The sequence below is a fragment of the Nakamurella sp. A5-74 genome (assembly GCF_040438885.1).
GTDB lineage: Bacteria > Actinomycetota > Actinomycetes > Mycobacteriales > Nakamurellaceae > Nakamurella.
In genome coordinates, this window is record NZ_CP159218.1 from 1,067,899 (window position 1) to 1,081,463 (window position 13,565).

Annotated in this window: 9 protein-coding genes and 3 tRNA genes; 7 read left to right on the forward strand and 5 right to left on the reverse strand. The window is 67.4% G+C overall.

The features are described 5' to 3' along the window. Positions 1 to 164: 164 nt before the first annotated feature. The 6 genes from ABLG96_RS04935 (at position 165) to ABLG96_RS04960 (ending at position 4,991) form a co-directional block, all read left to right on the forward strand. A tRNA-Glu gene (locus tag ABLG96_RS04935) sits at positions 165 to 237 on the forward strand. 45 nt (positions 238 to 282) lie between these two features. Beyond that, positions 283 to 356 (forward strand) — tRNA-Asp (locus tag ABLG96_RS04940). Between the two features lie 48 nt (positions 357 to 404). Then, a tRNA-Phe gene (locus tag ABLG96_RS04945) sits at positions 405 to 481 on the forward strand. A gap of 438 nt (positions 482 to 919) precedes the next feature. Next, positions 920 to 2,257, forward strand: a complete 1,338-nt coding sequence (locus ABLG96_RS04950) for a hypothetical protein (RefSeq protein WP_353650287.1) — start codon at positions 920 to 922, stop codon at positions 2,255 to 2,257. A gap of 430 nt (positions 2,258 to 2,687) precedes the next feature. Further along, entirely contained in the window at positions 2,688 to 4,535 is a 1,848-nt protein-coding gene (locus ABLG96_RS04955) for a hypothetical protein (protein ID WP_353650288.1), read from the forward strand. A 249-nt stretch (positions 4,536 to 4,784) separates the two neighbouring features. Next, the gene (locus ABLG96_RS04960) at positions 4,785 to 4,991 is read left to right on the forward strand and encodes a hypothetical protein (protein ID WP_353650289.1); all 207 of its coding nucleotides are present in this window, start codon (positions 4,785 to 4,787) and stop codon (positions 4,989 to 4,991) included. Positions 4,992 to 5,076: 85 nt separating this feature from the next. Here ABLG96_RS04960 and ABLG96_RS04965 read toward each other — a convergent pair whose 3' ends face one another. The 5 genes from ABLG96_RS04965 to ABLG96_RS04985 form a co-directional block, all read right to left on the reverse strand. After that, positions 5,077 to 6,483: an aminotransferase class III-fold pyridoxal phosphate-dependent enzyme gene (locus tag ABLG96_RS04965; protein ID WP_353650290.1), complete on the reverse strand. Its 1,407-nt coding sequence runs from the start codon at positions 6,481 to 6,483 to the stop codon at positions 5,077 to 5,079. Positions 6,484 to 6,610: 127 nt separating this feature from the next. Further along, positions 6,611 to 8,884, reverse strand: coding sequence for a glycoside hydrolase family 3 N-terminal domain-containing protein (locus tag ABLG96_RS04970; protein WP_353650291.1), 2,274 nt, complete (start codon positions 8,882 to 8,884; stop codon positions 6,611 to 6,613). Beyond that, entirely contained in the window at positions 8,881 to 9,693 is an 813-nt protein-coding gene (locus ABLG96_RS04975; RefSeq protein WP_353651383.1) for a carbohydrate ABC transporter permease, read from the reverse strand. The genes ABLG96_RS04970 and ABLG96_RS04975 overlap by 4 nt, the downstream gene beginning before the upstream one ends. 96 nt (positions 9,694 to 9,789) lie before the next feature. Beyond that, positions 9,790 to 10,740: a sugar ABC transporter permease gene (locus tag ABLG96_RS04980; protein ID WP_353650292.1), complete on the reverse strand. Its 951-nt coding sequence runs from the start codon at positions 10,738 to 10,740 to the stop codon at positions 9,790 to 9,792. A gap of 2 nt (positions 10,741 to 10,742) precedes the next feature. Continuing rightward, on the reverse strand, positions 10,743 to 12,038 hold the full coding sequence (locus ABLG96_RS04985; protein WP_353650293.1) for a sugar ABC transporter substrate-binding protein: 1,296 nt from the start codon (positions 12,036 to 12,038) through the stop codon (positions 10,743 to 10,745). Positions 12,039 to 12,244: 206 nt separating this feature from the next. Between ABLG96_RS04985 and ABLG96_RS04990 the strand changes: the two genes are divergently transcribed. Then, entirely contained in the window at positions 12,245 to 13,489 is a 1,245-nt protein-coding gene (locus ABLG96_RS04990; RefSeq protein WP_353650294.1) for an ROK family protein, read from the forward strand. Positions 13,490 to 13,565 lie beyond the last annotated feature (76 nt).

Sequence of the window (13,565 nt, forward strand, 5' to 3'; positions counted from 1 at the left end):
CGGGGCGGGGCCGGTTCGCCCGTCCGTCGACGCGGATGGGCGGCCAGGTGGCTCCTCCAGGAGCGCAGGGAGCCCCAGAGCTCGCGTTTTGGAACCCGCTCCGACGGTGCCCTATGATGATCAGGCTCCCAACGGCATGCCGTTGGAGGCGGACTGCTGGTCCGGCCCCCATCGTCTAGCGGCCCAGGACCCCGCCCTTTCACGGCGGTAGCACGGGTTCGAATCCCGTTGGGGGTACTGGTCGGTCGGCCCGGTTTCATCCGGTACGGTTGGTCAGCGCAAGGCCCTGTGGCGCAGTTGGTTAGCGCGCCGCCCTGTCACGGCGGAGGTCGCGGGTTCAAGTCCCGTCAGGGTCGCAGGTACCGGGGCCGGTTCGATTCTCACGAGCCGGTCCCGGCTGCTCTGGCCAGGTAGCTCAGTCGGTACGAGCGTTCGCCTGAAAAGTGAAAGGTCGCCGGTTCGATCCCGGCCCTGGCCACCAGCTGTTGTCAAGAGCCACTCGCCGGAATTGAAGGTGGGTGGCTCTTGACGTTGTCGGCGTGGTTCTTACCAGTGAACCTTCGGTCGAAGGCACGACCACACCGCCGCAGGCTCCCCATTTCGAAGTTCCCTCCTCCGGGTGCGCCGGATCGGGGAATCCGCGCGAGGACGGTAGAGCCGGGACTGGGGGCAACCCATGTGCCGCCCTGTCACGCCCCTGGCAGCAGAACACCACGGATCGAAGATCTCGTCCCGCTTGGCGGCTCACGGGTAGTGACCAAAAGAGTGACGCAGCCGTCCCGATTGCCTGCCCAGCGCTGGTCAATACGGGATCGCGTCTGGTTACCTACCGGTCACTAGTAGTAATCCCGCGGTGGAGGCAATGATGAATCAGGCAGTCGTTCGCGCTGGCAGGTCTCGTACGCGGTGGTCGGCAACGATGGTCGCCGGGGTGTTGGGTGCGGCATCACTGCTGGCCGCCGTCCCGGCGGCGGGTGCGGCTGCGGCGGTGTCGGCCGGCTGCACGGTGCTGACCTCCAACATCTACCAGGCGAACACGCCGACCGGTTCCAGTCTCATCACTGCCAGCTCGAGTGAGTACCTCTCCTCCGCGCAGAAGGGTTTCACCTCCGCGCGGGGAGTCACCATGAAGGCATCCACCCAGCAGAAGTCGGGAACGGTCCCGATCATCCGGATGTACAACGGACGCACGCAGAGCTTCCGGTGGGCCGCCTACGGCAGCTCGAACGCACGAGCAGCCACCCTGGCAGGATTCCGCTTCCAGCGTCGCGAGTTCTACGCGCTGCCGGCCGGTGGCACGGGGTGTATCCGGGTCTATCGCTACTCCAGGGGCAAGGTCTCCCAGCTGGTGCAGCAAGGCTCCCGGGAAGCGCCGCTGCAGGCTGCCGGCTGGGTGCGCAGGGAGGCACTGTTCTCGGTAGCGCGACCGGGCACTGCGACGGCGCCGACGCCGGTGCCGGTCGTGACTCTGACCGTGGTCAGGGGTGACCTGGTCGTGAGCACACCCGGTCAGGTGGTCAGCCGGATGGATGTCCGTGGGTCCATCGTCGTCAGGGCTGCGAACGTGACCATCAAGAACTCGGTCGTCCGTGGTGGGACGAACGCGGCGGCCCGGTTGTACCGGCCGTTGGTGGACGCAAGGGCCGGGGCGGCGAACCTGCTGATCGAGGACACCGTGATCGCCGAAGCCACCCCGTCGGAGTGGAATGCGTCCGGTATCGGCGGCTCGAACTTCACCGCACGCCGGGTGAACATCTCCGGCCAGGTCGACTCGATCAACATCACCGGCTCCAACGTGAATATCGAGAGCTCGGTGCTGGGCAAGAACGTCTACTACGCCAACCACTGGCAGTCCCAGCAGTCCGGTGGTACCCACAACGACAGCGTCCAGGTGTTGCGGGGCGACAACATCACCATCCGCAGCAACGTGATGACCGGATCCAACAGTCTCGGTGTGATGGCTGCCCCCGAGTGGGGGAGTGTCAGGAATCTGTTGGTGGAGAACAACTTCATCGACAACGGTGAGTGCTCCAGCAAGTTCACCAGCAAGGGCGGCAACGCCAACTCGATGACCGTCCGCAACAACGTCTTCGGGGGCCACCAGCGGTCCTGGAAGTGCTACATCGTCACCGCCGGTGGGGTGAACGCTGCGGTCAGCGGCAATGTGCTCTCCAATGGTTCGACGCCTGCTGCGCCCAGCGGCATCGCCGGCTCCCGCAGCAGTACTCCGGTCGGGGTGACGCTCGGCCAGCTGTGACGGGTCACAGGACCGGCTGAGCTGCCCGAGCGCGTCCCGCACAGCCCGACCGCGACCCGGTGTCTGCAGAACTCTGCAGACGCCGGGTTGTTCGGTGCCCTGGTGCTGTGCAAGTCGCGAGCAGGGGTCGGGTGGTGCCGAGGTTTCAGTCCTCCGTGTCGCTCGCAGGCCTGGTCGGGCGGTATCGGCAGGAGCGGACACGCCGGGGAGGTAGTCGATGCTCCTTGTCATGCCTTCGGGCGAATGAGTGGTCGTAGCGAAGACGACACTCCGGTACTCCCCGCACCAGGAGTGACAAACGAATTGGCGGACGAATGACGTGCACCATTTGCGACTTGTTGAGTCCGCGCTACGTCTGATTACCTGGCAAACACCTTCGGTAATCGATGGAGCTCTGCAGGTCCGGTTCACCGAGGTGCCCGGGCTCTGGATGTCTCTGGTTCCGACGTTCTCTGCGCTCCCCGTCAATCGTTCCTCGGAGGTACTTGTGGTCTCGACCGCCTCTCGGCGCTCCCGCGGCGTCCGTCTGCTGACAGCTGTGGCCGTCGGCGCTCTGGGAGCCTCGGCGCTGCTGATCGGTAGCGGCGCCCTCGCGATCGCGGCACCGGCTCCGGGCTGTCTGTACCTGAGCACGAACGTCTACCAGAGCTCGAAGCCGACCGGCACCAGTCTGTTGACCACCAGCGCTGCCGAAAACGCCAGGTCGGCTGCGAAATACGGCTATACGGCACAGGACGGCGCGGTGGCCCGGGTGGCAGCCATCCAGCAGCGCGGGACCACAGCGATCTACCGGCTGTACAACCCGAGGACGTACGACTTCCGCTGGGCCCCGGCCGGGACCGTCTTGAATGCGGCCGTCGCGGCCGGGTACGTCAAGCAGCGGCTTGACTTCTATGCATCCGTCGTCGGCGGACCGTCGTGCGTCCCGGTCTACCGGTTCACGAAGGGGGCGCTCAGCAGGATCGCGGCGACGGCCGCCAAGCGAGCCGCGTTGGAGGCGGCCGGTTGGCGGCGACAGGCAGTCGTCTTCTACGCGGCGGCGATCGCGAAACCGGTTGCGGCCACGACGCCCGCGCCGGCGCCGACGACGGCACCGACGAAGTCCGCGCCGACGACGCCGGTTCCGACGAAGTCCGCGCCGACGACGCCGGTTCCGACGACGCCGGTTCCGCCGTCGAATCCCGCGCTACCGAGTACGCCGACGGTGCCGAGCACGCAGACGGTGCCGACCACGCAGACGGTGCCGAGCACGCAGACGGTGCCGAGCACGCCGACGGTGCCGAGCACGCAGACGGTGCCGAGCACGCAGACGGTGCCGACCACGCAGACGGTGCCGGCCACAGAGGGTGCGCCCACGACCCCGGTTCCGATCACGACGGAGCTCCAGCCCACCACTTCGGTCCCGTCCCCGCCGGTCCTCCCGTCGTCCCCGCCGGTCGATTCCCCGCCGGTGGATTCCCCACCACCGGCTCCTCCTGCCACCCCCGAGCCGACGGTGATCGAGGGAGACCTGATCGCAGACAAGGCCGGTCAGGTGATCGACGCCGTCGAGGTGCACGGTTCGATCATCGTGCGGGCGCCGAACGTCACCATCCGGAACTCGGTCGTCACCGGCGGTACCAATGCGGCAGCCCGCCGTTACTGGCCGCTGGTCGACGCCAGGGCCGGCTATGCCAACCTGGTGATCGAGGACACGATCATCGCCGAGTCCACAGCGTCGGAGTGGAACGCGTCCGGCATCGGTGGGTCGAACTTCACCGCACGTGGGGTGAAGATCTCCGGGCAGGTCGACTCCATCAACATCACCGGTTCCAATGTCACGATCGAGAACTCGGTGCTGGGCAAGAACGTCTACTACCCGGATCACTGGCAGTCGCAGAAGTCCGGCGGCACCCACAACGACAGCGTGCAGGTGTTGCGGGGCGACGACATCACCATCCGCGGAAACGTCATGACCGACTCCAACAGCCTCGGAGTGATGGCCGCGCCCGAATGGGGATCGGTGCTGAACCTGTTGGTGGAGAACAATTTCATCGACAACGGGGAGTGTTCCAGCAAGTTCACCGACAAGGGTGGCAACGCCAACTCGATGATCATCCGCAACAACGTCTTCGGCGGACACCAGCGATCGTGGAAGTGCTACCTGGTGACAGCCGGCGCGGTCAACGCGACCATCAGCGGCAATGTGCTCTCCAACGGCAGCACCCCGGGAAGCCCTGCCGAGATCGGTACCGCCAGGAGCAGCACCCCGATCAGCGTGACACCCGGCCAGATCTGAGCCGACCCGCAGCCCCGAACACCACGGTCACCCGTGGGACCCGGCGAACCGCCGTCTCGCCGTCGGACCCTACGGCTGACCGCAGGTGTGACCTGCGTCGTGTGGGCCGTCTGACACCGAGAAACCTCGCGAGAGGCCGTACCAGTCGGTAGCCTTGAGCTGTCTGGATCGATCAAGAACTCTCAGATCCCGTCAGTCACCGTGAGGCCAGCGCTGCCCGATCGCCCGTCGAAGCCATCGAGGTATGCCATGAACCGTCCGTCCACGCTCTCCCTGTCCACCGAGCGCTCCCGCGCACTGCGCGCCGCGCGCCGTCGACGTCGCGCCATCGCCCACGACGTCGCCACCTACAACACCCCTGCTGAGCGTTCCGAGCTGCTCGACATGGCCAAGCGCGCCGAAGCCGGGGGACATCGCGCCGATGCCGCGGTGCTGCAGGATCTGCTGCTGCCCTGAAATTCTCTCTTCATCGGACGCCGGGAGGTAGCTCTCCTCCCGACAGGGGGCCGATGCGCACCCGGGGTCCCCGCCCGTTCCGGCATCAGGGATGGGCAGCGACCCAGTGTGCGACGTCGGTCACCACCGTCTCCAGCCGATCGAGCAGGATCCCCAGCTCGCTCACATCGGTGACGAGCGGCGGGGAGACGACGATGCTGGCCGGCCCGCGATCGTCCGGGCGGAGCAGCAGGCCGGCGGATCGCAGCGACCGCATGATCACCCCGCCGAGCAGACCGGCCCGTTGGTCGGCCGACAGGTCGGTGTCGGTGCCGGAGTCCGCGACCAGCTCGAGGGCGTGGAAGAAGCCGGTGCCCCGGACCTCCCTGATGACCGGTGACGCGGCCGCAATCGCCTGCAACCCGGTGAGCAGGGTCGGAGCCGAGCTGCGCACGTTGTCGAGCACGTGCTCCTTCTCCATGGCGTCGATGGTCGCGAGCGACACCGCGCTGGCCACCGGATGCGCCCCGAAGGTGGAGCCGTGCGCGAACCAGCCGAGCGAGGAATCGGCGATGGTCTGCGTCACCCTCGAGCTGGCCAGTACACCGCCCATCGGCACGTAGGCGGACGTCACTCCCTTGGCGAAGGTGAGCAGATCCGGCACCACGCCGAACTTCTCGGAGCCGAACCAGTGACCCAGCCGGCCGAAGGCGGTGATCACCTCGTCGGCGCAGAGCAGGATTCCGTAGCGATCACAGATCTCCCGCAGCCGGGGCCAGTAGCCCTCGGGCGGAACGATCGCCCCGCCGCCGTTCTGTACTGGCTCCGCGATCACCAGCGCGACCGTTTCCGGCCCCTCCGCAAGAATCAGGTCCTCCAGCAGGTCGAGGCTGGACAGGTCGCCGGGCCCGCCGCCCGGTGCCGCGCTGGCCCGCAGCGTGTTCGGGATGTTGCGCACCGCATCGTTCAACATCGGCAGGAACGGTTCCCGGAAGCGCGGCACCGCGGTCACCGACAAGGCCCCGAGAGTGGTGCCGTGGTAGGAGAAGTCACGCGAGATGATCTTGTGGCGGGCGGTCTCACCGGTGGCCAGGTGATAGGTCCTGGCCAACTTGATCGCGGACTCCACCGCCTCCGACCCGGAGTTGACGAAGAAGGCGCTGTCGAGATCGCCGGGGGCGCGGGAGGTGATCTCCGCGGCGAGCTGCAGGCCGGGTTCATGGGCAGCTCCCCAGGTCGGGAAGAACGCGAGCCGCTGCATCTGTTCGGAGGCTGCCGCGACCAGGTCGGCGCGGCCGTGCCCGAGGTTCGAGCAGAACAGACCGGAAAGCCCGTCCAGATACTTCTTCCCGTCGACGTCCTCCACCCAGACGCCCTTGCCGGACTTCAGGATCGGCAACGTCTCGTCCCGCCAGCCGGTGGTGGTGGTGAAGTGCGGGATCATCCGGGTCAGACCGTCCCGGCCGGGATGTGCAGCGCCGGCGGCCGTCGGATCCGTGTGCACGTCGCTCATGTCCGCTCCCAGGCTTGCCTCTGCGGGTCCCGGACGGCACCCGTGTCGAGAACCAGACTAGGAACCGCCGCGCCGCCGCGCAGTGCCGGGTGTCATTGAGTCGCAGCGCAGTTCCGGGGAGAACAGGTCAGAGCACGGTGAACTCGGCCGCCAGCAGGTCGCGGTCGCGGGCGGATGAGCCCACCAGCAGTTCGAACGTGCCCGGCTCGACCACCCGATGCCCTCGGGCATCGACGATCGAGCACTGTGCGACGGACACCTGCACGGAGACCGTTCGGCTCTCGCCGGGTTCCAGGGTGACCTGACGGAACGCCTTGAGCTCCTTGTCCGCCCAGGTCACCGAGGTCACCAGATCGCGGACGTACACCTGGACGGTCTCGGTCGCCGGGCGGTCGCCGGTGTTCTCCAGGACGAGCTCGGCAGTGATCTCTCCGTCGGCGGCGACCTGGGACGTGCCGAGCGTCAGCGCGCGGTACTCGACGGTTGAGTACGACAGCCCGTCGCCGAAGACGAACTGTGGTTCCTGGGTCAGGTCGGCGTAGCGATCGCCGTGCTGACCGCGCACGGTGTTGTAGAAGGTCGGCTGCTGCCCGATGTGTCGGGGGATCGAGATCGGCAGTCGTCCGGTCGGTTCGATCCGGCCGAGTACCAGCTCGGCGATCGCGCGGCCGCCGCGCATGCCGGGGCTGAACGCCTGGATCAAGGCGTCGGCGGCGAGCGCCGACGGCGGGAGCACCTGAGGTTTGCCGCTGAGCACCACCACGGTGGTCGGGGTGCCCGTAGCGACGACTGCGTCCAGCAGTGCGATCTGCCCGCCGATGAGCTCGCAGGTGGCCGTCGAACGGCCCTCCCCGGTGAGCTGCAGGCAGTCGCCGACGACGACCAGCGCATGATCCGCCGCGGTGGCCGCGGCGACTGCGGCGGCGAGCTGGTCCGGGTCCGTGCTCGCAGGGACGGCCACCGGCGGAGCGGGCTGACCGTCGGGGAGCACACCCGCATCGGGTGCGGACTCCTCGACGATGTCGGCGCCCCGCTCGTGGAGCACCGTCCAGGACGGCGGTACCAGCGCACGCAGTCCGTCGAGCACCGTCTCGATCTGGTGGCGATGGTGCCCGGCCGGCATCCAGTCGATCTGGCCGGAGCTGCCTGCCCAGTCGCCGAGCTGTCCCTGTGCCTCGTCGGCATTGGGCCCGATGACGGCGATGGTGTAGCCCGGCGCCGCAATGTCGAGGGGTAGGGAACCGTTGTTCTGCAACAGGATCAGGCAGCGGCGCGCCACCTCCAGGTTGAACTCGGCATGCGCGGGGGAGCCGATCACGGCGCGCTGACGTTCCGGTGAGGGAAGGCGTGGTCGTTCGAACAGGCCGAGTTCGAACTTGACCCGCAACAAATTGCGCACCGCGGTGTCGATGTGGTGCTCGTGGATCAGTCCGCGCTCGATGGCCTCCGCTGCACCGTCGGCGAACGTCGGGGTGGCCATGGTGAGGTCGTTCCCGGCCAACACGGCGCTCGCCGCGGCCTCGGCGATGTCCGGGCGCACCCGCTGCTCCCACACCATCCGGCCGACGTTGTCCCAGTCGGTGACCAGGGTTCCGGTGAAGCCCCACTCGCCGCGCAGCACCCCGTCCAGCAGCCAGTGGTTGGCGGTGATCGGGACGCCGTCGATCGCCTGGTAGCCGAGCATGAACGTCCGGCAGCCCTCCTGCACGGCGCGCTCGAACGGCGGCAGGAACCACGAGCGAAGCTTGCGCCGACTGATGTCCGCCTCGCTGGCATCCCGGCCACCCTGGGTCTCCGAGTAACCGGCGAAGTGCTTGGCGCAGGCCAGGATCGCGGTCGGGTCCGCGAGCCCATCGCCCTGGTAGCCACGGATCATCGCCGCGCCCAACTCTGCGATCAGCACCGGGTCCTCGCCGAACGTCTCGTTCACCCGACCCCACCGGACGTCACGGGCGACGCACAGCACGGGTGAGAACGTCCAGTGGATCCCGGTCGCCGATACCTCTACGGCGGTCACCCTGGCGACGCGCTGCACCAGCACCGGATCGAAGCTGGCCGCCATCGCCAGCTGGACTCCGAAGATCGTCGCCCCCGGTCGGAAGGAGTGGCCGTGGATGCAGTCCTCTGCCACCAGCAGCGGGATCCGCAGCCGGGTGCGATCGTTGAGCTCCAGTGCGCGCAGGATCCGCTCCGGCGAGGCGTGCAGGATCGAACCCGCCAGCTTGACGGTGATGATGTCGTCCAGATCCTGCCGGGCATCCAGCTGCAGCATCTGGCCGAGCTTCTCCTCGAGGGTCATCCGTGCCAGCAGATCCTCGATCCGCGCCTCCACGTCCAGCGCCGGGTCCCGGAACGGTGCATCGATGATGTCAGTGGCGCCCCTCGCGTCGTTGCCGGTCACTTGATCCCGGAGGACACGACGCTCTGGACGAAGAAGCGTTGCAGCGCCAGGAACAACACGACGATAGGAGCGATCACCAACACGGACCCGGCCAGCAGCAGACCGTAGTTCGTGGCGTCCTGCCCCTTCGAGTACAGCGTGAGGGCGATCGGCAGGGTGTACTTGTCCTCGCTCTGCGCGGCGACCAGGGGCCACAGGAAGTTGTTCCAAGAACCGAGGAACGTCAGGATCGAGAGGGTGGCGATCGGCGGGCCACACAGGGGAAGGACGACGCGGAAGAAGATCCGCCACTCGCCGGCCCCGTCGATCCTGGCGGCCTCCAGCAGGGCCTCGGGGATACCCATCATGAACTGCCGCATCAGGAACACGCCGGTGGGCGTCACCAGGAACGGCAGGATCAGGGCCGGGTAGGTGTTGACCAGCCCGAGCTTCGAGACCAGGACGAACAGCGGCACGAAGGTGACGGTTCCTGGCGTCATCAGGGTCACCATCACGAGGGCGAACAGGACCTTCTTCCCCCGGAACTCCATCTTGGCCAGCGCATATCCGACCATCGAGCAGAAGACGATGTTGCCGGCGACGGTCGCGACAGCGACGACGATGCTGTTGGTGAAGAACTGGCCGATGCCGATGTCGGAGAACCATCTGGAGTAGTTCTCACCGGTGAACTCCTGCGGGATCAGGCTCCTGGGGTCGCGGAGGATCTCGCCCTGGGTCTTCAGCGAGGAGAACAGCATGATCACGAACGGCAGCAGCGCGACCACCACACCGATGACCAGCAGCAGGTAGATCACCAGCTGCCACCCCATCGGCGTACGCAGCGCCCGACCGATGGTGATGGCGGGTTCGTCGGTGGCGTCCTCGTCGCGGTTCCGGGTCCTGTCGAGCGTAACGGTCATGGCGGATCAGTCCTTGCTGCGCAGTGCGCGGAACTGGACGAGGGACAGCAACGCGATGATGACGAACAGCACGTAGCTGGCGGCGGACGCGGTGCCGTACTTGCCGAACCCGAACTGGTTGTAGACGAAGTAGCTCACCGACAACGTCGAGTCCAGTGGGCCACCGTTGGTCATCACGAAGGGTTCCTCGAAGAACTGCAGGTACCCGACCGAGAGCAGAACTGCGCCGAGCAGCAGGGTGGGCCGCATCAACGGCAGGGTGATCCTGGTGAACCGCTTCCAGGCGCCGGCCCCGTCGATCGCCGCCGCTTCCTTGACCTCCGTCGGGATCGCCTGCAGCCCGGCCAGGAAGATGATCATCAGCGTCCCGGTGTTGCGCCACACCGCCATCAGGATCATCGCGGGCATCGCCCAGGTGGTCGAGTTCAGCCAGTTCGGGCCGTCGATGCCGAACCATCCCAGAACGGCATTGAGAATCCCGTTGTCCTGCAGAATGAATCGCCAGACGACTGCGATCGCGACGATGCCGGTGACCACCGGCAGGTAGAAGCCGACCCGGAAGAAGGACCGGAATCGATCGATCCCGCTGTCGAGGGCGACCGCCAACGTCATCGCCACGACCATCGTCAGCGGAATGCCGACGACGACGAAGTAGCCGGTGACCGACAGCGACTTGAGGAACTGGTCATTACTGAACAGGTCGGCGTACTGGTCGAACCCGACGAATCCGACGGCGAACGGTGACTGGATGTCGCGCGAGGTGAAATCGGTGAACGACATGCCCAACGAGGAGATGATGGGCACCAGCATGAAGACGCCGAAGATCACCACGAAGGGCAGCGCGAACAGCCAGGCCGTCAGCCCCTGACGGCGGGCCCGCGTCGCCTGGGGTGATCCGCGGCCCGGCCGACCGGTGGAAGCCGGCCGAGCCGCGGAGAGATTCACCTCGGTGGCCATGATCAGGAACCGGTGCCGATCGAATCCGCCTGGGACTGCAGCGATTTCAGCGACGTTGCAGGATCGGCGTCGGAGCGGACGATCCGCTCCAGCACCTTGTCGGCAGCCGCGCTGACCTGGGTCCAGGTGGTGACGGTCGGCGGAGCGGCAGTGTCCTCCAGCTGGGCGCCGAAGACCTTCAGGAACTCATCGTCGGCGAAAGCCTTGTCCTGCCAGGCGCTCTTCACCGCGGGCAGGTCACCGACCGCCTTCTGCCACCGGACCTGGACCTCCGGGGTGGACATCCACTGGATGAACTTCCACGCGGCGTCGGCGTTCTTGCTGTTCTTGAACACCACCAGGTTCGAACCACCGACGAAGCTGGTGGACGAGGAGTTCGACGGCACCCGACCGACGGCGAACTTGCTCTGGTAGTCGGCGCCCCCACCTGCCTTGCTGATCGAGCCGATGCCGCTGGGTCCAGCGACCAGCACCGGCGTGCTGCCGTCGACGAACGCCGCCTCGGCGGCGCCGGCGCCGGTGTCCGGGTTCGGGTTCGAGATCCCGTCCTTGAAGAAGGACTGGTAGTAGGTGAGCGCATCGATCCACTGCTGTGAGTCGAGGGTCCACTTCGAGTTGTCGTCGTTCGTGAGCTTCGCTCCGGCCGACCACGGGAACATCAGCATGCTCTGGAAGGAATCGGTCCCGGTGGCGGGAAGACCGATCCCCCACTTCGCTCCGGCCTTGGTCTGCAGGTCCTTGCCGAACTTCTTGAACTCGTCCCAGGTCTTCGGGAACTCCTTCCAGCCGGCCTTCTCCGCCAGATCCTTGCGGTAGTAGAAGACCCGGGTGTCGACGTACCAGGGGACGCCGAGCATGGTGCCACCGACCTCATTGGTCTTCGCCGATCCCTCGAAGAACGCAGAGGTGTCGATCGAGGTCGGGACCGGGGCGAACGCGTCCTGGAAATCGCTCATCCAGGTGGTCCCCATCTGGGCGATGTCCGGCGTCGAACCGCCGGCGATGGCAGTCTGGTACTTGCTGTGCGCCGCGTCCCAGGGGAGTGGGTTGACGGTGATGGTCAGACCCGGGTTCGCCTTCATGAACTCCTCGGCGAACGCAGGCAGGCCGGCGGCCTCGTCGGCCTGGGCCCAGATGGTGAGCGTGCCGGTGGCCGGTGCGCTGCCGATCGTCGACGGCGCGGCGGCACTCCCGCCCACGGAGGACTCGGTGCGGCCGCACCCGGCCAGCAGCACCGCAGTGGCGGTGAGGGCCGCGGTGACGCGGCCGACCTTCCGCATTCGGATGACTCGGTACATTGTTCCTCCATGGCTCGACGTTGAGTGCCCGGGTGTTCCCTGCCGATGCCGACCGTGCCGTAGCGTGCGATCAGCAATAAATAAGAGGCGTGGATCAATCCGTGCGGCATCAGCATCCCGCGTGGCACGCCGAACGTCAACCCTCGGCCGTGGCGGAGACCTCCGTCGTGACGTCGTGGCCCGAGGAGTGGGGGAAACTGTCAACCATGTCCAGCGTTGGATCGCCGCCGCCGCGCCCTGTCACCTCGCACCAGCTGCGCCGGGTGAGCGCCGACGCGTTGCTCGCGGTGCTCCGGGTGGGCGAGGTGATGACCGCCTCGCAACTGATGGAGGCCACCGGGTTCAGCCGCACCTCGGTGCACGAGGTGTGCGCGGACCTGTTGCGGCTCGGACGGATCATCGAGGTGGATGGCGGCACACCCGTTGCAGCACGCGGTATGTCGGGCGGGCGTGGGCGGCCACCGCGACGCTATGCCTTCGCTGCGGACAGCGGTGCGGTGGTCGCAGTCGACCTGGGGGTGCACACGATCACCGTCTGGGTCACGGACCTCCGCGGGGTTCTGCGGGGGGTGTCTGAGCGGACCCTGCCTGACCCGGTGACGGCGGACCGCACGGCGCTGCTGGACGAACTGGTCGGCCGCGCGCTGACCGGCGCCGGGATGCGGACCGCGGAGGTGCTGGTGGCTGTGGTCGGGGTGCCGTCATCGTTGTCCGCGGTCCAACAGATCGAGTACCCCGCCGAACAACGAGGGGTTGCGCTGGCCACCGCCTGGGCGACGGGTCGTGGCTGGCCGGTGCTGATCGAGAACGACGCCAACCTGGCCGCCCTCGGTGAGCGATGGTCGGGTGTGGCCAGGTCTCTCGACAACGTCGTGGTGGTGCTCGCCGGCGAACGGCTCGGCGCCGGGATCCTGATGGGCGGCCGGTTGGTCCGGGGCGAGCACGGCAGCGCCGGGGAGCTCAGGTTCGTGTCGTTGATGCCGGCGATAGGGCCGGAGGTGCTCGGGATCGCCCGCCATGCGAGGGAACTCGCTGCGGCCGCGATCGCAGACGGCACAGCGACCTTCGGTGCGGCGGCCCAACGAGCCGCTGTCGACGGCACGGCAGCAGTCGACACTCCCGACATGAGCGCGCGCGCGGTGTTCCGAGCTGCGGCCGACGGGGACGAGAGCGCACTGCGCATCGTGCGCACCGTGTGCGAGCGGCTTGCGCATCTGGTCGGGGTGCTCGCCACGCTGCTGGATCCGGCGATGGTCGTCATCTCCGGCGGGGTTGCCGATGCCGGCCGGCTTCTGGTGGACACGATCCAGCAACTGCTGCCGGCCGCGATGATCGACAACCCGCCGCTGGTGGTCGCCTCCTCGTTGGGGGCCGATGCCGTGGTGACCGGCGGGGTGCGGCTGGGACTGGATCACCTGGAGAACCATCTGCTGGACGGTCTGGTCGGCTGAGCCGTATTCCAGGTCACGCCCAAAGCTGAAACTCCCGGTCGCTTCGCCGCCGCCCCTTGTCCTCGGCGCGGTGCTG